The organism is Arthrobacter rhizosphaerae (genome assembly GCF_023062595.1).
In the GTDB taxonomy this organism is placed as follows: domain Bacteria; phylum Actinomycetota; class Actinomycetes; order Actinomycetales; family Micrococcaceae; genus Arthrobacter; species Arthrobacter rhizosphaerae.
In genome coordinates this window covers 117,137-138,387 of sequence record NZ_JALLAN010000014.1, presented here as the reverse complement: position 1 = coordinate 138,387, position 21,251 = coordinate 117,137, and the positions used below count along the sequence as shown (strand labels likewise).

The 21,251-nt window shown below is 61.5% G+C and carries 19 protein-coding genes and 1 tRNA gene; 7 read left to right on the top strand and 13 right to left on the bottom strand.

Annotated elements, in window-relative coordinates; translation table 11 throughout:
- The first annotated feature begins 308 nt into the window (after positions 1-308).
- On the top strand, positions 309-3,857 hold the full coding sequence (locus MU551_RS17900) for a bifunctional proline dehydrogenase/L-glutamate gamma-semialdehyde dehydrogenase (protein WP_247046876.1): 3,549 nt from the start codon (positions 309-311) through the stop codon (positions 3,855-3,857).
- 146 nt (positions 3,858-4,003) lie between these two features.
- On the opposite strand, the gene MU551_RS17895 is transcribed toward MU551_RS17900, so the two are convergent.
- Both MU551_RS17895 and MU551_RS17890 read right to left on the bottom strand, forming a co-directional pair.
- Positions 4,004-4,330, bottom strand: a complete 327-nt coding sequence (locus MU551_RS17895) for a hypothetical protein (RefSeq protein ID WP_247046695.1) — start codon at positions 4,328-4,330, stop codon at positions 4,004-4,006.
- Between the two features lie 135 nt (positions 4,331-4,465).
- On the bottom strand, positions 4,466-5,320 hold the full coding sequence (locus MU551_RS17890; RefSeq protein ID WP_247046874.1) for a LysR substrate-binding domain-containing protein: 855 nt from the start codon (positions 5,318-5,320) through the stop codon (positions 4,466-4,468).
- A 165-nt stretch (positions 5,321-5,485) separates the two neighbouring features.
- Here MU551_RS17890 and MU551_RS17885 point away from each other — a divergent pair, with 165 nt between their 5' ends.
- Entirely contained in the window at positions 5,486-6,940 is a 1,455-nt protein-coding gene (locus MU551_RS17885) for an MFS transporter (RefSeq protein ID WP_247046692.1), read from the top strand.
- Here the strand turns inward: MU551_RS17885 and MU551_RS17880 are convergent.
- Positions 6,861-8,033, bottom strand: a complete 1,173-nt coding sequence (locus MU551_RS17880) for a N(5)-(carboxyethyl)ornithine synthase (protein ID WP_247046690.1) — start codon at positions 8,031-8,033, stop codon at positions 6,861-6,863. The two genes, MU551_RS17885 and MU551_RS17880, sit on opposite strands and share 80 nt — an antisense overlap.
- Positions 8,030-8,176, bottom strand: a complete 147-nt coding sequence (locus MU551_RS17875; RefSeq protein WP_247046689.1) for a hypothetical protein — start codon at positions 8,174-8,176, stop codon at positions 8,030-8,032. The genes MU551_RS17880 and MU551_RS17875 overlap by 4 nt, the downstream gene beginning before the upstream one ends.
- A gap of 199 nt (positions 8,177-8,375) precedes the next feature.
- Here MU551_RS17875 and MU551_RS17870 point away from each other — a divergent pair, with 199 nt between their 5' ends.
- Positions 8,376-8,810, top strand: a complete 435-nt coding sequence (locus tag MU551_RS17870) for an SRPBCC family protein (protein ID WP_247046688.1) — start codon at positions 8,376-8,378, stop codon at positions 8,808-8,810.
- Here MU551_RS17870 and MU551_RS17865 read toward each other — a convergent pair.
- From MU551_RS17865 to MU551_RS17855, 3 genes are all read right to left on the bottom strand, one after another.
- A tRNA-Gly gene (locus MU551_RS17865) sits at positions 8,802-8,872 on the bottom strand. The two genes, MU551_RS17870 and MU551_RS17865, sit on opposite strands and share 9 nt — an antisense overlap.
- Positions 8,873-8,958: 86 nt before the next feature.
- Positions 8,959-10,251 (bottom strand): lipopolysaccharide biosynthesis protein, encoded by a 1,293-nt coding sequence (locus tag MU551_RS17860; protein ID WP_247046686.1) that lies wholly within the window; start codon positions 10,249-10,251, stop codon positions 8,959-8,961.
- A gap of 67 nt (positions 10,252-10,318) precedes the next feature.
- Positions 10,319-11,428, bottom strand: a complete 1,110-nt coding sequence (locus tag MU551_RS17855; protein WP_247046679.1) for a glycosyltransferase — start codon at positions 11,426-11,428, stop codon at positions 10,319-10,321.
- A gap of 434 nt (positions 11,429-11,862) precedes the next feature.
- On the opposite strand from MU551_RS17855, the gene MU551_RS17850 reads away from it, so the two are divergent.
- The 3 genes from MU551_RS17850 (at position 11,863) to dcd (ending at position 14,498) form a co-directional block, all read left to right on the top strand.
- On the top strand, positions 11,863-13,182 hold the full coding sequence (locus MU551_RS17850) for a UDP-glucose dehydrogenase family protein (protein ID WP_247046677.1): 1,320 nt from the start codon (positions 11,863-11,865) through the stop codon (positions 13,180-13,182).
- 205 nt (positions 13,183-13,387) lie between these two features.
- Positions 13,388-13,834, top strand: a complete 447-nt coding sequence (locus tag MU551_RS17845; RefSeq protein ID WP_247046672.1) for an SRPBCC family protein — start codon at positions 13,388-13,390, stop codon at positions 13,832-13,834.
- 79 nt (positions 13,835-13,913) lie between these two features.
- On the top strand, positions 13,914-14,498 hold the full coding sequence (gene dcd, locus MU551_RS17840) for a dCTP deaminase (protein ID WP_247046670.1): 585 nt from the start codon (positions 13,914-13,916) through the stop codon (positions 14,496-14,498).
- A 10-nt stretch (positions 14,499-14,508) separates the two neighbouring features.
- Here dcd and MU551_RS17835 read toward each other — a convergent pair whose 3' ends face one another.
- The 3 genes from MU551_RS17835 to MU551_RS17825 are packed head-to-tail and all read right to left on the bottom strand — an operon-like array spanning position 14,509 to position 17,493.
- Complete coding sequence (locus MU551_RS17835) at positions 14,509-15,732, bottom strand: L,D-transpeptidase (protein ID WP_247046669.1); 1,224 nt, start codon at positions 15,730-15,732, stop codon at positions 14,509-14,511.
- Positions 15,733-15,787: 55 nt separating this feature from the next.
- On the bottom strand, positions 15,788-17,137 hold the full coding sequence (locus MU551_RS17830) for a permease prefix domain 1-containing protein (RefSeq protein ID WP_308198323.1): 1,350 nt from the start codon (positions 17,135-17,137) through the stop codon (positions 15,788-15,790).
- A complete protein-coding gene (locus MU551_RS17825; RefSeq protein ID WP_247046668.1) occupies positions 17,134-17,493 on the bottom strand; it encodes a PadR family transcriptional regulator in 360 nt (119 codons plus the stop codon). The genes MU551_RS17830 and MU551_RS17825 overlap by 4 nt, the downstream gene beginning before the upstream one ends.
- Before the next feature lie 241 nt (positions 17,494-17,734).
- Here MU551_RS17825 and MU551_RS17820 point away from each other — a divergent pair, with 241 nt between their 5' ends.
- Positions 17,735-17,947 (top strand): YegP family protein, encoded by a 213-nt coding sequence (locus MU551_RS17820; protein WP_247046667.1) that lies wholly within the window; start codon positions 17,735-17,737, stop codon positions 17,945-17,947.
- A gap of 32 nt (positions 17,948-17,979) precedes the next feature.
- On the opposite strand, the gene MU551_RS17815 is transcribed toward MU551_RS17820, so the two are convergent.
- The 3 genes from MU551_RS17815 to MU551_RS17805 form a co-directional block, all read right to left on the bottom strand.
- The gene (locus MU551_RS17815) at positions 17,980-19,167 is read right to left on the bottom strand and encodes a cation:proton antiporter (protein WP_247046666.1); all 1,188 of its coding nucleotides are present in this window, start codon (positions 19,165-19,167) and stop codon (positions 17,980-17,982) included.
- Positions 19,168-19,173: 6 nt separating this feature from the next.
- A complete protein-coding gene (locus MU551_RS17810; RefSeq protein WP_247046665.1) occupies positions 19,174-19,656 on the bottom strand; it encodes a cation:proton antiporter regulatory subunit in 483 nt (160 codons plus the stop codon).
- A 123-nt stretch (positions 19,657-19,779) separates the two neighbouring features.
- A complete protein-coding gene (locus MU551_RS17805) occupies positions 19,780-21,183 on the bottom strand; it encodes an MFS transporter (RefSeq protein WP_247046664.1) in 1,404 nt (467 codons plus the stop codon).
- Between the last annotated feature and the right edge of the window lie 68 nt (positions 21,184-21,251).

Sequence of the window (21,251 nt, the reverse complement as noted above, 5' to 3'; positions counted from 1 at the left end):
CGCTCCCTCAGATAAGGGACGTTTATGCCGAACCCTCCCTCACATCAGGTGAGGGAGGGTTCGGCGTTTTTGGGCGAAAGGTGAGGGAGGGTTGCCCAAAAAGGGGCGAAAGGTGAGGGAGGGTTGCCCAAAAAGGGGCGAAAGGTGAGGGAGGGTTGTGGGGATTTTTTGAACGTTCGGACGGTTTTCCAAAACAATGGTTTTCCTAACCTGTATTGCTTAGAAAACATCGCTTTATCTTATGTGATTGGGAGCTCATACTGATGAATGAAGACGGTTCCACATCACGGAAAGAACGAGTACCAGCCATGACCAACATCTCCACGGAGCACGGTGCCCGCACTGGAAAGAGGGCCCAGGAAGCGGCTGTCGCCGGAGCCCCCGCAGTCCTTGAGGCCCATGCCCTTGCAAACGAAACCATCGCACTGGTGCGCCGCTGGCTGACCGAAGCTTCCAAGGTTCCCGTCGACGCCTCAGCAGAGCAGCTGGCCGGCGTCCTGAAGGATCCCAACGGCCTGGAATTCACCGTTGGATTCGTCGACGGCGTCATCCGCCCGGACGATCTCCACGTCGCCGCCCGGAACCTTGCCGAACTCGCGCCGAAGGTCCCCGCCTTCCTGCCGTGGTACATGCGCAGCGCCGTGCGTGTAGGCGGCACCATGGCCCCGGTCCTCCCGCAGGTTGTTATTCCGATTGCCCGCCGCGTCTTGCGCGAAATGGTCGGCCACCTCATCGTGGATGCGACCGACGCCAAGCTGGGCCCGGCCATCGCCAAGATCCGTAAGAACGATGTCCGCCTCAACGTCAATCTGCTCGGTGAGGCGGTGCTGGGCGAGCGGGAAGGGTCCCGCCGGCTCGAAGGCACCCATACCCTGCTTGCACGCCCCGACGTCGACTACGTTTCCATCAAGGTCTCCTCGACGGTGGCCCCGCACTCGCCCTGGGCTTTTGACGAGGCCGTCGAGCACGTTGTTGACAAGCTCACGCCGCTCTTCGCGCGCGCAGCCTCCTATGCAGCCAACGGGCAGAAGGCAAAGTTCATCAACCTGGACATGGAGGAATACAAGGACCTGGACATGACCATCGCGGTCTTCACCAGGATCCTGGACAAGCCCGAATTCAAGAACCTTGAAGCCGGCATCGTCCTTCAGGCCTACCTCCCTGATGCACTGGCTGCCATGATCCGCCTGCAGGACTGGGCTGCTGCCCGGCGTGCCGAGGGCGGAGCCGCCATCAAGGTGCGCGTCGTGAAGGGCGCCAACCTTCCCATGGAGCAGGTTGAGTCCTCCCTTCATGACTGGCCGCTGGCCACGTGCTCCTCCAAGCAGGAATCTGATACCAACTACAAGCGGGTCATCAACTACGCCCTGCACCCGGACCGGATCCGCAACATCCGGATCGGCGTGGCAGGCCACAACCTGTTCGACATCGCCTTCGCCTGGCTCCTTGCCAAGCAGCGCGGCATCGCGGATACCGCAGAGCAGAGTATCGAGTTCGAGATGCTGCTTGGCATGGCCCAAGGACAGGCCGAAGCGGTCAAAAAGGACGTCGGCTCACTCCTGCTCTACACCCCTGTGGTCCACCCCGCCGAGTTCGACGTCGCGATTGCCTACCTCATCCGCCGTCTCGAAGAAGGCGCCAGCCAGGACAACTTCATGTCCGCTGTGTTTGAGCTCAGCGAAAACGAATCCCTGTTCGAGTGCGAGAAGCAGCGCTTCCTCAACTCCCTGGACAAGCTCGACGACCAGGTGCCCGGGCCGAACCGCACGCAGAACCGCAACCTGCCTCCTGAGCCCATGCCACGGACGGGTTTCCGGAATGCCCCGGACACCGATCCCGCACTGCCGGCGAACCGGGATTGGGGCCGGGCGATCCTTGGCCGCGTTCCGTCCTCCACCTTGGGCAACACCTCGGTGGCAGCAGCCACCATCACTGACGAGGACACCCTCAATGCGGTGATTACAACAGCCGTGGACAAGGGCAAGGCCTGGGCTGGCCTGTCCGGAGCCGAACGGGCAGAAATCCTGCACCGCGCCGGCGACGTCCTGGAAGCCCGCCGCGCTGACCTGCTCGAAGTCATGGCCAGCGAAACGGGCAAGACCCTCGACCAGGGCGACCCCGAGGTCAGCGAGGCCGTTGACTTCGCCCACTACTACGCGGAGTCCGCCCGCAAGCTTGACGACGTCGACGGCGCCACGTTCGTTCCGGCGAAGCTCACCGTGGTGACCCCGCCGTGGAACTTCCCGGTTGCCATCCCGGCCGGCTCCACGCTGGCAGCGCTCGCTGCCGGCTCCGCCGTCGTGATCAAGCCTGCCAAGCAGGCATGCCGCAGCGGTGCCGTGATGATTGAGGCGCTGTGGGAGGCAGGCGTTCCCCGCGATGTCCTCACCATGGTCCAGCTCGGCGAGCGGGAACTGGGCAAGCAGCTCATCTCCCACCCGTCTGTGGACCGCGTTATCCTGACCGGCGGCTACGAGACCGCCGAACTGTTCCGCAGCTTCCGCCAGGACCTGCCGCTGCTGGCCGAGACCAGCGGCAAGAACGCCATCATCGTCACGCCGAGCGCCGACTTCGATCTCGCAGCCAAGGACGTTGCCTACTCCGCCTTCGGCCACGCAGGCCAGAAGTGCTCCGCTGCTTCACTGGTGATCCTGGTGGGCTCGGCAGCCAAATCGAGGCGCTTCCACAACCAGCTGATCGACGCCGTCACCTCGCTGACAGTCGGCTACCCTGAGGACCCCACAAGCCAGATGGGCCCGATAATCGAACCCGCCAAGGGCAAGCTCCTCAATGCCCTGACCACCCTGGACGCCGGCGAAAGCTGGGCCGTGGAGCCGAAGAAGCTCGACGAGACGGGCAAGCTCTGGAGCCCGGGAGTCCGGTATGGCGTGAAGCGCGGTTCCTACTTCCACCTGACAGAATTCTTTGGCCCGGTGCTTGGTGTCATGACCGCGGACACTCTGGAAGAGGCAATCGCCATCCAGAATGAGATTGAATACGGCCTGACCGCAGGCCTGCACTCCCTCCACAGCGCCGAACTGGCTGTCTGGCTGGAGACCATCCAGGCTGGAAACCTCTACGTGAACCGCGGCATCACCGGCGCAATCGTGCAGCGGCAGCCGTTCGGTGGCTGGAAGAAGTCAGCCGTTGGGGCCGGCACCAAGGCAGGCGGGCCCAACTACCTCGCCGGGCTCGGAGACTGGGTGAGCAAGACCAGCACGGCAGACAAGAGTGGCGGAGGAAAGGCTGCCGTCACTAACTCCGGCGTGCGAAGGCTGCTGAACGCGGCCAAGGACCTGCTGGAGCCGGCGGAGCTTGAAACGCTGCAGCGCGCCCTCGCTTCAGACGCCCTGGCATGGGCAGAGGAATTCGGTACCGCCAAGGACGTGTCCGGCCTGAGCGCAGAACGCAACGTCTTCCGTTACCGCCCGCTCCCGGTGACCGTCCGACTTTCCGAGGGCCAGTCGCTCGGGGATCTCATCCGGACCGTTGCTGCCGGTGTGCTTGCGGGTTCGGCAGTGACGGTCTCCACTGCCGTCGAACTTCCCGCCCAGCTGAAGGCGGTCCTCTCCGGGCTGGCTATCCACTCACGGATGGAGAACGACGCCGACTGGCTGGCCGGCGTAGCCCGCCTCGCCACGGCGGGCAAGCTGTCGAACGGGCGCATCCGCCTGATCGGCGGTAACCCCTCCCGGCTTGCCGCGGCGCTTGGCGGACGACCCGATGTGGCCATCTATCCCCACAATGTGACAGAGGCTGGCCGGGTGGAGCTGCTTCCGTTCGTGCACGAGCAGGCGGTCAGCATCACCGCGCACCGGTTCGGCACGCCGAACCACCTCTCGGAGGGCCTGATCTAGGCTATTTCCGCCGCAGCGCGCGGCAGCAAACGAACAAAAGGGAAACCGGGCCGGCACCTCTTGGTGCCAGCCCGGTTCCGCTTAATGTTCAATGCCGCTGCCGTGCCCGGGGAATTGCTCCGCGGTTGAGACCCAGTGGCGGGTTTCTAGCCGAAGTACCAGCCCGGCGGCACCCACGATGCCGGGACCGAGTGCGCGGAAAAGTCATCACAGCCGGTGCAGAAATAAGTGACTTCACCCAGCTTCTTCACGGAACCGTCGGGCCGATGCTTGGCCGGAACGAAGGCTTCCAGGTAGATGAACTCATCGGTGCCGCAACGCTCGCAGTACGGGTTGCCGACGTAATCGGCATCTACCCAGGTGGCGGCGGCGGTGCGGTTGGTGTGATGGGCCCCGGTGCTTGTGGGGCGCGTGGTTTCATGGGGGCGCACAGCGGGTGCGGTGTGAGCGTGGGCATTCTGGGCTGTCGTCATTGGCGGCCTATCCCGAACGCTTTCCAAGAGTGGCGGACACGCGTTCGTTGTCAGAGCGATGTCTCAGGCCTCTTCTTGACCATAAGCAAAATTCAGCATAGGCGATACGCGTTCGATGTTCAATCGTTATCTTTGCTAGGCCGAGCGCTTGATGGTCCGCCCCACGATGGACTGGGTCAGGGCATCGATGACTTCCGAATTGGCCAACGGGTTCCGGATCAGCGTGAAATCGACGTCGCCCACAGGCGGGAGATCGAAGCGCCGGGTGATGATTTTCAGGTCCTCCGGAACGAGGGAGGACGGCATGACTGCCACGCCGATCCCTGCCCTGACAGCGGCGAGGACGCCGCTGATCTGTTTGGTGGTGCAAGTGATGCGCCAGGTCCGGCCACCGGCTTCGAGGGCGTCGATGGCAAGTTTCCGGCTGAGGCTCGGCGAGGGGTAGGCAATCAAGGGCACTGGATCAGCCGGTGTAAGGGCCGTCTGCTCCAGCCCCACCCAGGCAAAGGAATCATGCTGGACCACGGTGCCGTCCTTCGCGCCGGCCACCCATTTCACAAACACCAGATCGAGCTGCCCTGCGTTGAGGCGTTTGTACAGCTGATCACTCTGTCCCACCGTCAGCTCAAGGTTGATCTGTGGGTAAATCTGGCGGAATTCCCGCAGGATGCGCGGCAGCCCTGTGATGGCGAGGTCGTCAGCAGTGCCGAAACGCAGCCTTCCCCGCATCGCCGAACCCGAGAAGTAGCGGGAGGCGGCATCATGTGCGGCGAGGATATTGCGGGCGAAACCAGCCATGGCGTCGCCGTTGTCGGTCAGCCGTACATCCCTGGTATCACGGGCTATCAGGACCCTCTTAGCTGCCGTCTCAAGCTTCCGGACATGTTGGCTCACGGTCGGCTGCGCCAGTCCAAGGCGCTCGGCCGCCTTAGTAAAGCTAAGGGTTTCAGCGACCGCAAGGAATGTGCGGAGCTGGGTTGGTTCGAACATCATTGTCTCCTCTTGCGGCCGGGATCCCTTTCCGGTGGCGGAGGGCCACTAATCGGGCGTATTGCGATACGCAATGTTAGTTATAGGCACTATACGCTTCCATAATTGCTCAGGGTCATCCTAGCGTTAAGGGCGTCCCCGCTCACCGCTTCCTTAGGATTCTCTGTGGCACCCCCACCGCCGTCAACGGCAACTGTCAGCCAGCCCGTCATCGATTCCGCTACCTCCGCGACACACCGTCCAGCCGAACCAGGCAACATCACCCAGCCGATCGCCGTCGTGAGTGAACGGCTGCCCTGGCGCCAGACATTTATTTCCCTGCGTGTGCCGAACTTCCGCCTTTTCGCCATAGGCCACTTCATCGCCGTCATTGCAGTGTGGATGCAGCGCATCGCGCAGGACTGGATGGTGCTGCAGCTCTCAGGTTCCGTGACAGCGGTTGGGATCACCGTGGCCCTGCAGTTTATGCCGTCGCTGTTCCTGGGGCCCTGGGCCGGGATGATGGCGGACCGCTTCGCCAAAAGGAAGATCCTGATCCTGTGCCAGTGCATGGCTGCCGTCCTTGCCGCCACCCTGGCCGTTCTCGCAATCAGCCAGGTGGTCCAGGTGTGGCACGTTTATGTGATCGCCCTGGTGCTGGGGCTGGTCACGGTGCTGGATCAGCCGGCGCGCCAGGTATTTGTCAACGAACTCGTGGGGCCCAAGTACCTGCGCAACGCCATCAGCGTGAACTCCACAACCTTCCAGCTGGGCGGGCTGATAGGTCCAGCGCTCGCGGGAATTCTGCTGACGGCAGTGGGTGCCGGTTGGGCCTTCTCTGCGAATGCCCTTGCTTGCTGTTCGACGGTGGCCATGCTGTTGCTGCTCCGCAAGGACAATCTCTTCATCACGGCGCCCACTCCTAAGCGAAAAGGCATGCTCAGGGAGGGGCTGCATTACGCCTTGAGCAAGCCCACCATCTACTGGCCCTGGCTCATGGCTGGTTTTGTGGCCGTTTTCGCCATGAGCCTTCCCGTGATTCTTGCCGCCTTCGCTGACCACGTTTACGACGTCGGCGCCGCCGGCTACGGCCTGCTGAACGCCTTGGTTGCCCTGGGCGCCCTGGCGGGCGCTGTGGCCTCGACCCGCCGGCGGCAACTGCGGCTTCGCTCGGTAGTGAGCTGCGCGGGCATGTACGGATTGATGCTCTGCCTCGCATCGCTGGCACCGTCCCTGCTGTGGTTCGGCGTCGCGATGGTCCTTTCAGGCTTCTGGTGCCTCATGTTCCTCACCGGTTCCAACCAGCTGGTGCAGATCAGCTCCAACATGGGAATCAGAGGCCGTGTGATGAGCCTGTACATCATGGTGCTGATCGGCGGTCAGGCGATCGGCGGCCCAATGATCGGCTGGGTGGCCGAGCATGTTGACCCGCAGGCCGCCATCCTGGTTTCCGGCGGGGTCCCCGCGCTGGCGGCGGTGGCCGTCGCCGTCGTGATTGCACGCAAGGGGCGCCTGACCCTCAAACTGGACGTGAGGGACAGGCGGCACCTGGTCCGCGTTGTCAGACGGGAATCCGCGCAGCCAATGGAAGGTGCGGATACGCCGGCTCCCGCAGCTGGAACTGCAGCACATCCTTGTTGAGGATCACGCCCTCGCGGATTTCGATCGCGCGGGTGATGGTGTCGTTGTCCTTCCATGCTTCAGGACCTGAGATGACTGTTTCGAGGAACGGCATCAGTGCTTCGCTGATTTCCCAGGTCGAGGAGTTCCACAGATAGGACGGACTGTGGTCCACGGCGTAGTAGTCGATGTTCTCGCCCACCCTGAACATCGGGTCAGCGAACGTGGTTGACCGAGCCCAGCTGAAGCCCATCCCTTCGTCGCACGAAACGTCCACGATGAGGCTGCCAGGGTGGAACGCCGCCAAGTCTTCTTGCCGGAGGTATGTCAGCGGCGAATTCGGGTCCTGGAGGGTGCAGTTGACCACGATGTCGCTCTCGGCCAGGAAGGGCGCAAGCGGAACCCGTCCCCGTTCAGTGATGACCTGGCTGAGGAAGGGGGCCTGGTCGTCGTGATCGAATTGCGCAATCCGCACGGAGTGGATCGGCGACCCCACGGCAGCCACACCCCGGTTGGTCAGCACTTGGACATCATGGATCCCTTGGGCGTTCAGGGCAGTCACAGCGCCCCGGGCCGTAGCTCCAAAACCGATGACGACGGCGCTGAGCCGGCGGCCGTAAACGCCGGTGGACCCGGTCAGTGCCAATGCGTGGATTACCGAGCAGTAGCCGGCCAGCTCATTGTTTTTGTGGAAAACATGAAGGCCGAAGCCGCCGTCGCTGGCCCAGTGGTTCATGGCCTCAAAAGCAATCAACGTCAGCTTCTTGTCGATCGCCAATTGTGTGATGGCCCGGTCCTGGACGCAGTGGGGCCAGCCCCAGAGGACCTGGCCGTCACGCAGCTCGGCAAGGTCTTCGGGTTGCGGCTTGGGCAGAAGCACGACGTCGGCCCTCGCCAGGAGCTCGTCCCGCCCCGTCAGGCGGCCAACCAATGGCGCGAGCTGGGCGTCCGAGACGCCATAGCGCTCGCCGTAACCTCGCTCAAGCATGATCCGCTGACGAAGCTCGGGCGCTATGCGGTCCAAATGGCTGGGATGTATGGGAAGCCGGCGCTCATCCGGCTTACGCGTGGAGGCCAGAACTCCGAGCGTGAGGAGGTTCTTGTCGGGCGTCACTTCTTCTTGGCGGCCGCCGGTTTTGACGTGGCCTTGTCCAGTGAGGTGGCCGGCGCTGCTGCAGCCCGCTTGTCGGCGCGCTTTTCCTTGATGGACTTGCCGGCTTTTTTTGATGCTGCTTGACGGGGGGACTTGTCAGCCATGATCGCTCCTGTAGCGGAACCGAAGAGGTTCCTGACTCATGACGATACACCCGGGATGCTAACCCGGGGACGGAGCCGGTGCAGCAACCTCACAACTTGCCTGAGAGCCGCGTTAGGTGATTGTGCCAGGGGGCATTGGATGTCAAAATGTCGCTGTGGGTACTGTAAGGGGCAGGCCCATCGAAAACAGGATTTGGCAATGGGAATTGTTCTTGAAAACACGGTCCTGGTGCCGTGTGCGCCCTCTGATTTTTACACCTTCTGTGTTGAGGGCCGGCACCACTACAACATTCCGGGGTACAGGAGCCTGGCTCCCGATTTTGTAGATTGCGTGCAGGGCAAGTCCTGGGCGGAGACGGTGGAAACAGATACCGAGTCTATCCGCTATTCCTATACGCTCTACCCCATTGCGGACAGTACCCGGGTCACTATTGGCGTGGAAATCGAGCCGAAGGGCGTGAGCAGCTTCATGGCGCGGCTCAAGGCAGCCGGTTACCGGAAGCGCGAGACTGCCCGGCTTGCTGCCATCAAGAAGAACCTGGAAAAGAACCTGGTTCGAAATGTTATCCGAGAGGTTGAACGGGAGAATTCCCGCAAGGTGTTCCCGATGAGGTTTGGTGAGGAGAGCGGCTGACGGGAATCGAACCCGCGTGTCGAGCTTGGGAAGCTAGCGCACTACCATTGTGCTACAGCCGCGATGGGACCGACCAAAAGATGGTCAATGGTCCCGGTGAAACATCGAGATTTACATTACCCCACCTGTGCTCCTACATCGAAACCACCTAGACTTTCTCGGACACTGCGCCCGCCTCGGCCCGGCGCTTGGCAAGATCCCGCTTTACGTACCAGATATTCGGGGCAAGCTGGCACAAGGCAACTGAGATGGCAGACGCGATTATCGGGCCACCTGCGCCCACCAGTCCAATGAACCACCAGGAGAGCGCAAGATTCATGGGCACCATGATGAAGATCGGAATGGTCTGGAAGCGCAGTCCTATGTGATCCGTCATGTACATGCCAACCGGATACTTGGCTGCCTGGAGACCGACAAAGACGACGAACCCTCCAATTAGCCAGCCATCGAGCTGAAACCGGCCACCGGAGACGAACTCCACTATCAAAGGTGAGAGAGCTGCGAGAACGCCGCCCAAAGCCAGTCCACCTCCAGCAAACCAGAGTGTCGGGGCTAAAGGGGATTCCACCCGGGAGGCAGACCGGGCCTTCGCATAGATGGGCCAGAAAGCGATTCCAGCCGCGGCAACTGTTTGAATGACGATCCCATACAGCTGGGAGCCCAAGTTGTACTGGGCCAGTTCATCCCCCGCGGTAAGGTGGCTCAGCAATAGTCGGTGCGTCTGCATGGCTATGGGCAAAGCAACCATTTGAAGCAGCATCGGCCACGCGAGATGTGAAATCTTGACACCGGGAAACCGTTTGATCCGAGGAACCGCCCGGACAGCCAGTTTCAGCTGTGGCGAAATGATCTTTCCTGCAATGATCAGGCAGATCAGGGAATTTAAAGCATTTGCGATATAGGAAAAAATAGCCAGAAAACTTCCTGCCGGAGCAGCAGTTCCAACCACTATCAGGACAGCAAACAGAATGAACGGCGCAACTACGATCTGGCTCATCACCTGAGTGTTGGTTCTCTCCATTCCCACAAGAATGCGCTGGCCGATGGAGAGCGGCAGAGCCAGGGCAAAGAGCACCAGGCATGCGCAGGCAGCCAGTGGCCCGTCACCGGGAATCAAGCCGTTGCCTAACAGGCCAGGCCACCAGCCAAATGCGTAAATCGCGACGGAAATAATAATGAAGATAAAACCTGAAACGAAAAGGACGCGCAGGGCAGTAAGAATCGCGCGCCGGACATATTCATCAGACCTTGGGGACGAAGATCCAGCCACCGCATTGATAACGACAGCAGCGATGCCCAAGTCGGCAAAGGGCAGGAGACTGGGAAGAGAGGCCAACAACCCGTACTGCGCGTAAACATCAATACCAAATCGCGAGATTATCAGCTGGCTTGTGATGATTCCCAGCAAGCCGGAGACTCCCATGACGATGGCCTTGGTCATGGCTGTGCCACCTACGGTGGCCAGCAGTCCTCGCCGCCCTTTTGGCTCAGCGCTTACCTTCTCATGCTTACTTCGCACGGGCACGGGTATCCGCTTCGAAGAGCCACACATCGGCTGCCAAGCGTCCGTCCTGCTCCGGTAGCGTCGCGGTTATGTCTCTGGCCGGGGCAGCTACTTCCAGTTGGTGTTCGATCGCTTTGGCCAGCGCGTCAGATGAGCATTCGGATGGGAGGACGGAATGGTGTTGCCTAGCCAGCCAGGAGGCCAGCCCGGTTTCCGTTGTGGTGACTATGGAGCAGCCGTGCGCCAAGCCTTCGACTATGGGAAGACCAACTTGCTCCCGCCAGATGGGCGTGGATTGGGAGGGGAGGACAAGGACTTGAGCGCGCCGTAGCTGCCGGTGGATTTCCTGCCTCGGCGGGTCGACAACGACCTCAATGCTGCTGTCCGCCGCAGCGCTGGACAGTGCATCCTGGACCAGTGCTCCTTTGCCGATAATTGTCAGACGCGCTGAGGGGTTCGTGTGGAGAACGGCGGGCCAGGCTGCGAGCACCAGGGGGAAACCTTTGCGGGCCGAGAAGTCCCCCAAATAGATCACCCGGTTGGTCTCCCTGTTCTCCTGATGCTGGCAGGAGCACGCAGAGGGGAGAGCGGGAATGAGAACCTTTTCTAAATGCTCCGAGGCCGGCAAGAGCTCATAGTAGGTTTCCAGGGCAGTTTGAGTGCCAAACGCAACGCGGTCCAGCCTCTTCCAGACAAGAACTGCCAGCTTGCGCTCGATGATGTTGCGTACTGACGACTTCCACGTCAGGTGTAACCGTTCTTTGAAGGGATCGCTGTTGGCGATCGCGTAGCTGACTACCATTACGCGCTGCCCCCCGAACAGCCTTCGAAGACCCAGCATCAGCAGGACCACAGCCGTAGCCGGGAGACTGGACAGCAGCAAGGGCTCGTTGACTTCCAAGGCCCTCACCCTGGATCGGGCCAGGACGATTGCCGCTTTCAACGGTCCCGCCTCTACAAGTTCCAGCCCATGAGTCAGGTCTGCATCAAAATCGTAGCGCCGCCGTCGGAAGATTATTGCAGCTGGGGCCAGCTGATGGGCACGCTCAAGATGAGCGGTGCGGAGCGACTCGTAAAGACGAGCGCGTTGCTGGTTAATCTGGATTATGGCCAAGGTTCCAAGCCCTCCTCCGGCACCCGCCGGAGGGGTTGCGCCAGGTTAGGACGGGTTGTGGAACGACGCATTGGAAAAGACTTCAGGACCGTTAGTGAAACGTTCAATAACCACACCTCGTCCAGTGAGGAGCATTGAAGTACGCGCCCGCCGACAATTGCCACCGGGGTTTGTCGTATTCTCTCACAATGATGCTGAATTGCTAGGCGGTGGGCAGCCGAAACGATATTCTTCCCCGTATGGGGCCTTCCGAACTCCCGCCGCTGGCAGTAACGAGCCTGAAATTTGGCTTATGCGAGCCAAGGGAAAATGACCTGCCGTCGATGCCTCGCGCCCCGCTCTCCCGGCGGCGCTGTCTCTGGGCATGTCCGAATTTGAGCGCCAGAAGCTCGCTGGGATTCTTCCATCCGTCAAGAGCAAAGTGAGTACCTGGCATGCGGATATCGATCATTGGATGCGGATATTTGGGGACGGTCCACGCTGCGTGTATGGCGAAACTTGGCCATGACGTGGTGGGCATAGATGTTGATGCAGACAAGATCGACCGGCTCTCCAAAGGTAGGGCGCCCTTCTTCGAACCCGGGCTCGATGAGCTGCTCACAAGTCTCCAGGCCACGGGTCGTTTATCCTTCACTACCGACATATCCATCGCTGCGGGTTCAACGGCGCATTTTATCTGTGTGGGTACGCCTCAGAAGCGCGGTGAAAACGCTGCCGATCTGAGGCACGTTGATGCCGCTTTCGCCTCGTTGCTCCAGTACCTTGATGCGGGAGACGTCGTAGTGGGCAAATCCACGGTGCCGGTGGGAACTGCCGCAGGATTGGCAGACATTCTCGCGGAGCGTCAGCCGGAGGCGCACCTGGTATGGAATCCAGAGTTTCTTCGTGAGGGGCATGCCATAGAAGACACCCTGCATCCGGACAGGTTTGTTTATGGCGTCCCGGGTGGGGACGAAGACCATCGCGCTGTCGCGGTGATGGATGAGGTGTACGCTGCTTCGATCGCCCTCGACACCCCGAGGATGGTGACCGACTACGCAACGGCAGAATTGGTCAAGACCGCAGCCAACTCCTTCCTGGCAACGAAGATCTCCTTCATTAATGCCATGGCAGAGGTATGCGAAGCCGCGGGAGCGGATGTGACGCGTCTGGCGGATGCCATCGGCCTGGATGAGAGGATCGGACGGCATTTCCTCAACGCGGGAATCGGATTCGGCGGAGGGTGCCTGCCCAAGGATATCCGCGCCTTCATGGCCCGCGCCGGGGAGCTTGGTGCAGATCAGGCCCTGACGTTCCTGCGTGAGGTCGATGCAATCAATATGCGCAGGCGTACGCGTGTCGTTGAATTGACCAGGGAATTTTGCGGGGGCACCCTTTTGGGCCTCCGCGTAGCAGTTTTGGGCGCGGCCTTTAAACCCGAGAGCGACGACGTCAGGGACTCGCCCGCCCTCAGCGTAGCTGCGCAACTCCAACTGCAAGGCGCCGATGTCACAGTGACGGATCCCCGCGCATTGACCAATGCTGCCCGCCGATTCCCCGAACTCAACCTTGAACCGGACCTTGACGCGTGCTTGGCAAATGCCGAAGTTGTACTGCTCCTGACAGAGTGGGAGGAATACAGGCAACTGGACCCGCACCTCGTGGGGCGGCTGGTTTCCGCCAAGCGAATATTGGACGGCAGGAATGTTCTCGACGCTGACAAATGGCGGACTGCCGGCTGGGCCTATCGCGGGTTGGGACGGCCCAACGCCTAGGGGCCTGCCCGCCCGGCGCAGGCATTCCGATCCCGATCAACTACAGCGGGCCGGCGTCATATGAAGTGCCATCCGGTAACCATTCGGTAAAGGCCCCGTCCCTGCGTAGGAGACGCGTGAGCGGGCTGGCTATCCTGAATCAGTTAGCTGCAGTCGTTGGGGAACGGGCTACGCCGACCAGCTGTCCATCACCAAAGGGTTCCCCATGGCATTTGCAGAGTACGAGGTGCTCATTCAGCGTGATGCCATCAGCGTTTATAGTTTCCTGGCTGACGGGCTGAACCTGCCACTGTGGTGCAAGGATGTCCGCAGCATCGAATTGCTCAGCGGTGCACCGGGAGCCAAGGGCAGCGTTTACCAACAGACCATCGCCGGGCCAGGTGGCCGGCCCGTCGCGTGCGATTTCCAGATCACACAGGTCCGTCCCGGAGCAGAGATACAGTTCCAGGTCATCGCCGGTCCTGCACAGCCCCGGGGCGGCTACTACCTCAGCTCCGAAGGCAAGAGCACACGGGTGCGCTTTGCCCTCGAGTCTCAGCCGAAGGGGCTCATGGGACTGGTCAATGGCGCGGTCCATCAGTCCCTGAAGAGTGAAGTGGCCCAGCTGGAGCGGCTCAAGGTCCTCCTGGAGAAGCAAGGTCCCGAGGAGTAAGTCCGCCTCCACTGGTCGTAGCAGGCACCATCTACTGCCGGGAGAGCGCGGAGAACAGTGCATACGGTATTTTTGAGCTGTGCTGATCTCTGACCGCGATATACGCGCCGAAATAGACTCCCAACGGATTGTGCTGGAACCGTTCGACCCTGTGATGGTCCAGCCGTCCTCAGTGGACGTCAGGATCGACCGGTTTTTCCGGCTGTTCGACAACCACAAGTACGCTCACATTGATCCCGCGGAGGAACAGCCGGAACTCACGCGTCTGGTGGAAGTGGACCGCGGCGAGCCTTTCATCCTTCACCCGGGGGAGTTCGTACTGGGTTCAACCTACGAGACGGTCACGCTCCCGGATGACATCGCGGCGCGGCTGGAAGGAAAATCCTCGCTGGGCAGGCTGGGCCTGCTGACGCACTCCACTGCCGGATTCATTGATCCGGGATTCTCGGGGCACGTGACGCTGGAACTGTCGAACATGGCCACCCTTCCCATCAAGCTGTGGCCGGGCATGAAGATCGGGCAGCTCTGCTTCTTCCGGCTTACCTCCGCAGCCGAATACCCCTACGGAGCAGGGGAGTACGGCAACCGTTACCAGGGTCAGCGCGGACCTACCGCGAGCCGCAGCCACCAGAATTTCCATCTGACGGATATCCAGGCACCCTGATTCCTGACAGTCACCTCCTGGGGTACTCCGCCCACGGGATGTTCCAGTCGCCGTAGCCGTCGTCGACGCTGGCGAAATCGCCCTCTGTGTTGACAACCTGGACGACGTCGCCTGCTGTCATGTTGTCGAACACCCACTTGGCGCCTGCCTCGCTCATTCCGATGCAGCCGTGTGACAGGTTTGTCTGGCCGAGGTAAGGCATGGCGGTGTCAGTTGCCTGGTGGATGTACTCTCCGCTGGGCGTGAGCCGCGTGGCGTAGTTGACGTCCAATTGTCCGTAATAAGCAGGATCGCCGGGCTTGAGACCGATTGTACTGGCGTCCATGTGTTCAACCCGGTGATTTTCCATGAGCACGAGATAGCCGCGGGCAGACGGGAACCGCGTGTCCCCCATGGTGACGGGCCAGGACCCTGCTGGCTGGTCGTTGACACTTACAGTCATGGTGTGTGCGGTGGCATCGGCGACGGCCACCTTTTTGTCGCCGATGCGGATGGTCACGTTCTTGTCGAAGTTGCCTATCTGACCGTGACCGAGATCAACACCGAACATCTTCATGTCCATCGTGATCGTGCTGTTGGCGGCCCAGAAGGTTTCCGGCCGGTAGCGGACCATTTTGTCGCTGAACCAATGGAAGGCGCCTGTCTGACCAGACGTGCTGCTGATCCTGATCGCCTTTTCCACAGCTTCCTTATTCACCACGGGCTCACTGAACGTGATCTGAAGCGGCTGTGCGACCCCAACTTTCATGCCGTCCAGCGGGTAGATGGCGGCATCGGCCTCGTTGGCGGTGGTTACGGTGGTGAAGGAAGAGGTCTTCGTTGTTTCACGCCCTGCGGCATCCCGAACGGTGTAGCTGAATTTGTAGCCCGTGTTGAACGCAAGCTGGCTGCCGGTCGTCCAGGTGGTGCTATCGCCGTCGAGCTTGCCCGCAACTGATTCCCCTGAGTCGCTGGTCAGCGAGGCACGCTCGATTTCGCCGTCCGCAACTTTGAGCGTTACAGGGGCAGCAGGATTGATCTGCGAGGCGCCCTCCGCGGGCGTGACCGTCACCTGCACGGGAGCGACGACGGGGGCGGCCAGGCCGGGGACGTTGCGCTCCGGAGTGGCTGCCTCGGATTCAATGGAAGCTTGGGCATGCCCGGGCCCTACGGCACCGAGCCCCCCGCTGATGGCTGCAGTCAGCAGCACTGCAGCGATCATGGAGATGTTTCGTGCGGATGTCCGGTGCGCCATTGGCCAAGGGTACTCCCGGGTCCTGTATGCCCGGTGTTAGGAACAGGACAGGCAGCTAGAGGAAGCCAAAGACTGGTGGAAAGATGACGACGACGACGGCGGCCCACACGCCGTAAACCGGCAGGTAGCGTGTTTGCCAGCGCTCCAACGAGGCAAACGAACGCCGGCCCCGCAGGAATCCGACAGCGAGCCAGGCCGCCCGCAACAGGTGCACCAGCAGTAGAAGGTTCAGGCCCAGCGCCGCGATCTTGTTGGGGCTGGAGCCGAACTCAGCGATACGGGTGAGCATCGCCGTGAGCATCGCGGCGTCGACTGCCAGGGCGGCGACGACGAGGACCAGCTGCAGAGCGTCGAACAGTCCGGGAGGCGCGAGGGAGTCGCGGGCGGAAATCGAGTAGAGCAGCAGGCACAGGACCAGCACGAGGATAGCGTCCATAAGGATCAGCAGGTTGCGGTCGATGTCCACGAACCCGCCCGCGGTAGCGATGACAGCAAGAAGGACCAGGAGCATGGCGACGGTCAGGGGTGTGAAAATACGGGTGAGGACCGGGGCGATGTTTTCCACGACCTGCTGCTTGGCCTCGACGAGCCAGGTCGCGACCACGAGGGCGCCGGGCACCGCGAAAGGCAGGATCCAGTCTTCCAGGACCGGTTCGAAGTCGACGCCAACCACCTGGAGGGTCGCGAGGGTGAGGGCAATCAGCACCGCACCGCCCAAGGCGATCAGGGTGTAGTAGATCGCGAGTTCGCCGGTAAACCGGACGAAGTCCATGCGTCGTTTGTCAGAGGTCCACCTTCCTCCGACGTACGCCACTCCTGCCAGCAGCCACAGAATCACCGGTGCATGCAACGCGGCGAGCACCTCCGTGGAGCCGCCAGAGGCGAACGGGTAGGCGTTGAGTACAACGGCGAGGGCGGCAAACGGTATGAGCAGCATGGCCGCAACCTGGCTTGTAAGGCGCCGCTTCCAGACGAAGTACCCTGCGAGGAACGGGAAGATGAGCAGGCCGAGGTTTCTCGTCAGTGCTGTGCTGTCGCCGAACAATGCGAAGCCCGCCTTGACCGCGACGCCGGCGCCGACAGCCAGTGCAAGGACGACTGCCAGCTCCCGCCAGGGAGGTGTGTCGCCGTCGGAAGCCTCGGGCACCAGAACGAGTTGCTTCCACAGCCGCTCGGAGTGCTCGCGGGCAAACTCCCGCGAGACGGCGTCGAGGTTGCCCAGGCGCTTGATGGCGACGAGGAAGGCCTCGTCGTCGTCCAGTCCGGTGGCTTGCCTGTCGGCTATCTGCTCACGCAGATGGTCCTCCAGTTCGTCGACGTCGGCGGGGGAGATGGCCTGGCTCCGCTGAACATAACCGCGCCACCGGTCAATCTGCGCCTCCAGCTCAGCGTGCTGCTCCATCATGCCCAACCTTCCATCGGGGCAGGGGACCCTTGGGTCCGCCACACCTGTCGGAGCGCCTCAGCGACGACGGTCCACTGCTGCTGCCGTTCGGCAAGGGCGTCGCGGCCCGCCGGCGTGATCGCGTAGTGCTTGCGTCGGCGACCCGCCTCGGAGGTGCCCCACGACGACGATACATACCCGAGCCGCTCGAGCCGGTGCAGCAGCGGATAGAGCATTCCGTCGGTCCATTGCATGCCTCCGCCCGAGAGCTCACTGACGCGCTTGAGGATCGCGTAGCCGTACAGATCGCCGTCTGACAGGATCCCCAGCACAAGGGGCGTGGCCGAAGCAGCGACCAGATCCTTATCGATGCGCACTGCACCTCCTATACCTAGATGTGAAGGGTATCAAACATAGCACCTCTAGGTATAGGGAATGATGCCGGTATAAGCAGCAGTTGCGCCGGCTCGGCTGCCTTCGGATTACCTACTCGCAAGTAAACGGTTTCGCCCCTACATTTTAAGGATGACATTGGCTGGGGAGCCGGGACGCAGCGTCGCGTTTCGTTAGTGAAACAGCCCCGAGGTTAGATCCCTCGGTTGAAATATAGGGGTAATCATGTCCGGATCATTCGAACTTTTTATTGATGGCAACACGTCCTACGGATTCAGAATCAAAGCTCCCAATGGGGTGATCGTGGCAGTGTCCGGGCAGTTCCCGGACAAGGCCTCGGCCGTCCAGGGCATCCACGCCGTTCGCGAGTATGCCGGAATGGGGCTGATCAAGGATCTTTGCGAAACATCCCCGGAAGCCCGGTCAAAGGCTGCATAGCCCTACGTAATAGCGGGGGCGAAGCAGCTACCTCAGGCCACTGCCGCCGGCTGCGGTTTCGCGGGTCGTCGCCAAACCCTCACCAGCGGTTCGATGTACTTGGCCGCGAGCGGACCCAGGATGGCCATGATCAGGACGTAGGCAGTGGCCAACGCCGCCAACTCAGGCAGCACTGCGCCTGACGCTACGGCGAGGCCGGCGATAACGATCGAAAATTCGCCCCGGGCAATCAGTGTTGCCCCGGCACGGAATCGGCCGGGAACCGCAATCCCGACCCGTTTGGCTGCCCAATACCCGGTCAGCATTTTTGTGACAGCCGTGAGCAGTGCGAGGGCCAATGCCCAGCCAATGACCGGCGGAATTGAGCTGGGATCCGTGTTCAAGCCGAACGCCACAAAGAAGATGGCGGCGAAAAGATCCCGCAGTGGCTCCAGAATACGGGTGGCGTTGTGGGCTGTCACCCCGGAGATGGCAATGCCGAGCATAAACGCGCCCACGGCGGCGGAGACCTGAAGGGCTGACGCCAGACCGGCCACCAACAAGGCGGCACCCAGCAGGTTCAGCAGGAAGACTTCGGAGTTTTCGCTGTGCACCGCCTTGGAGACCCTGTGGCCGTGCCGGAGTGCCACCATCAGCACCACGGTGACTACGGCCAAGGAAATCCCCACCGTCTGAAGCCCGCCCAGGAAGCTGACCCCGGCCAGGATCGCCGTCAGGATGGGGAGGTACAGGGCCATTGCCAGGTCCTCGAATACCAGAATGGACAGGATGGTTGGCGTTTCACGGTTGCCCACCCGGCCCAGATCTGTGATGACCTTGGCGGCAATTCCCGACGACGAAATGTAGGTCACTCCGCCCATCACCATCGCCCCGACGAGCCCCCAACCAAGGAAAATGGCCAGCCCCGCTCCGGGCAGGAAATTCAGGATGAAGTCCAGGACACCTGCCTGCCAGGAGCGCCGCAGCCCCGTGACAAGTTCAGTCGCCGTGTATTCGAGCCCGAGCATCAGCAGGAGGAGAATGACACCAATCTCCCCCGAGATATGGGCGAACTCTTGAATTCCTTTGAACTCCATGAAACCGCCGGCACCGAAAAACAACCCGCCCACGAGATACAGCGGTATGGGTGACATTCCGATCCGTTCAGCCAACCTGGCCAACAGGCCGAGGCAGAACACAACGGCCCCCAATTCAATGAGGGTCAGTGCCAGCGGATCCATTGCCGCTTATCCGTTGCGCAGAATGTCGGCCGCTGTATCGAGGCCTTCCTGAGTGCCTACAGCAACGAGGAGATCCCCCCGGTGAAGGACGACGTCGGGACCGGGGGAGGGGACTACCTCGCCTTCGCGCATGATGGCGACGATGGAAACACCACTCCGGGTACGGATGCACGCCTTACCCATCGGCTGGTTCTCGAAAGGAGAACCTGACGCGATGGAAAACTGCCGCGTGACGATCCCCGGGATTTCCCGGTGGGCTTCAGAAAGCTGCATGGCAAGGTGTTGCCCACCCAGCAGATTGCCGAGTGTTGCGGCCTCGTCAGCTGTCAGGGGAATGGACGCCTGGCAAGTGTCGGGATCGTCCCAGGTTGAAACGATGAGTTCGCTCTGGCCCTCCCGGTATTCCACGACTCCGATCCGGCGCCCCGATGCCGTCATAAAGTCCTTGCGCCTGCCAAGGCCGGGAAGATCTGTCTCATCCACGTTCATGGGTCCAGCCTAATGCTCAAGTGGGCCCTGCGGGGCCGAAGGGAGGGCCATTCCGGAGAATACGCGAAGAGCTAAGCCCCGTGGGGACCTTGCCATCGTCCGGACTGTCAAGGGACCTTTTTCCTATACCGAGGGAACCACTGCGATCTCTGCCTTGCCTGGCGGTTTGACCGGCAGGAGGACAAGGAGGCCTGCCAGCAGCACCACCATAATGCCCAGGATTCCCCAACGCTGGGCTTCTCCCTCGGCGACCAAGGGTGCGGCCAGCGCGATGCAAAGGGTGAAGAGTGTCGGTGCCAGGAAGCTCACGGCGCGGCCCGTAGTGGCGTAGAGGCCAAAAAGCTCCCCCGACTCTCCGTGGGGTGCCAGCCTGGCCAGGTAGGCCCGGGACGATGACTGGGCGGGGCCAACAAACAAACACAGGAACAGGCCGAAGACCCAGAAGGTGGTGGCCCCGGCCCAGGTGCTGCCGAAGAAGACGTAGTCACCGTTGCCGAGGACGAGGATGACGGTACCTGCAATCAACAGACCCACGAGGGAACCGAGGATCACCGCTTTGGGGCCTACTCGGTCATCCAGGAAGCCTCCGATCATGGCTCCCACGGCTGCCACCACGTTTCCGAAGATGGCGAAGAAGATCACGTCCTTCAGCTCGAACCCGAAAGTACCCGCAGCAATGATCCCGCCGAAGGTGAAAACGGCGGCCAGACCATCGCGGAAGATGGCACTGGCAAGAAGGAAATAGATCGTGTGCGGACTGGTCCGGTAGATGGCCGTGATGCGCCGGATGAGCAGCCCGTAGGAGGCGAGGAAGCCGAGCCTGGCCGTCCCGGCCGGCCGGGGAAGCTCAGGAACGGCAAACAGCACGGGGAGAGCGAAGATAAAGAACCATAAAGCGGAGAACACTGCGACGAGGCGGATGTTGAAGCCGTCCTCCGTCGAAGCTCCGAACCAGTCGAAGCTGGGCTGGACAAACAGTTGCAGCACAATCAGCAGCGCAACGATTCCGCCAAGATAACCCATGCCCCAGCCGAAGCCGCTGACCTTGCCGATGTTGCGGGGATTCGAGATCTGGGCCAGCATGGCGTTGTAGTTCACACCGGCAAACTCAAAGAACACGTTGCCCAGTGCAATCAGCGTGACGCCGAGGAGCAGGAACTCCGGCCGGGGGAACACAAAAAAGCACAAGGCGGTCAAAAGCGCGACGACGCCCGTGTTGACTCCCAGCCAAAGCTTGCGCCGGCCTCCGATATCGGAGCGTTGCCCTGTAACCGGCGCCAACAGCGCAATGGCCAGGCCAGCGACCGCCAATGCCCCGCCGAGGACAGCCGAAGCCTGATCTTCTCCGCCGAACGCATCGGAGGTGAGATACACCGTGAACACAAAAGTGGTCATGATTGCGTTGAAAGCCGCTGAGCCCCAGTCCCAGGAAGCCCACGCCAGGATCTGGCCCTTGCTGACCGCCTGACTTCCGGTCTCAAGTTCCGACGATGGCTGTTGTGCCTCAGACGCGGTGGCGGAGTTCATGACCCGATGCTATCGCCACTTCAGCCGAAATCGCCGTCAAAAATGGTTCGGCCCGCTTGGTAAACTGG

What these genes read in the sequence shown, in the direction of transcription:
- MU551_RS17900 (WP_247046876.1), top strand. Translation starts at nt 309, where the DNA reads ATGACCAACATCTCCACGGAGCACGGTGCCCGCACTGGAAAGAGGGCC.
- MU551_RS17895 (WP_247046695.1), bottom strand. Translation starts at nt 4,330, where the DNA reads ATGACGACAGCCCAGAATGCCCACGCTCACACCGCACCCGCTGTGCGC.
- MU551_RS17890 (WP_247046874.1), bottom strand. Translation starts at nt 5,320, where the DNA reads ATGTTCGAACCAACCCAGCTCCGCACATTCCTTGCGGTCGCTGAAACC.
- MU551_RS17875 (WP_247046689.1), bottom strand. Translation starts at nt 8,176, where the DNA reads ATGGCTGACAAGTCCCCCCGTCAAGCAGCATCAAAAAAAGCCGGCAAG.
- MU551_RS17870 (WP_247046688.1), top strand. Translation starts at nt 8,376, where the DNA reads ATGGGAATTGTTCTTGAAAACACGGTCCTGGTGCCGTGTGCGCCCTCT.
- MU551_RS17860 (WP_247046686.1), bottom strand. Translation starts at nt 10,251, where the DNA reads ATGACCAAGGCCATCGTCATGGGAGTCTCCGGCTTGCTGGGAATCATC.
- MU551_RS17850 (WP_247046677.1), top strand. Translation starts at nt 11,863, where the DNA reads ATGCGGATATCGATCATTGGATGCGGATATTTGGGGACGGTCCACGCT.
- MU551_RS17845 (WP_247046672.1), top strand. Translation starts at nt 13,388, where the DNA reads ATGGCATTTGCAGAGTACGAGGTGCTCATTCAGCGTGATGCCATCAGC.
- MU551_RS17835 (WP_247046669.1), bottom strand. Translation starts at nt 15,732, where the DNA reads ATGGCGCACCGGACATCCGCACGAAACATCTCCATGATCGCTGCAGTG.
- MU551_RS17830 (WP_308198323.1), bottom strand. Translation starts at nt 17,137, where the DNA reads ATGATGGAGCAGCACGCTGAGCTGGAGGCGCAGATTGACCGGTGGCGC.
- MU551_RS17820 (WP_247046667.1), top strand. Translation starts at nt 17,735, where the DNA reads ATGTCCGGATCATTCGAACTTTTTATTGATGGCAACACGTCCTACGGA.
- MU551_RS17815 (WP_247046666.1), bottom strand. Translation starts at nt 19,167, where the DNA reads ATGGATCCGCTGGCACTGACCCTCATTGAATTGGGGGCCGTTGTGTTC.
- MU551_RS17810 (WP_247046665.1), bottom strand. Translation starts at nt 19,656, where the DNA reads ATGAACGTGGATGAGACAGATCTTCCCGGCCTTGGCAGGCGCAAGGAC.
- MU551_RS17805 (WP_247046664.1), bottom strand. Translation starts at nt 21,183, where the DNA reads ATGAACTCCGCCACCGCGTCTGAGGCACAACAGCCATCGTCGGAACTT.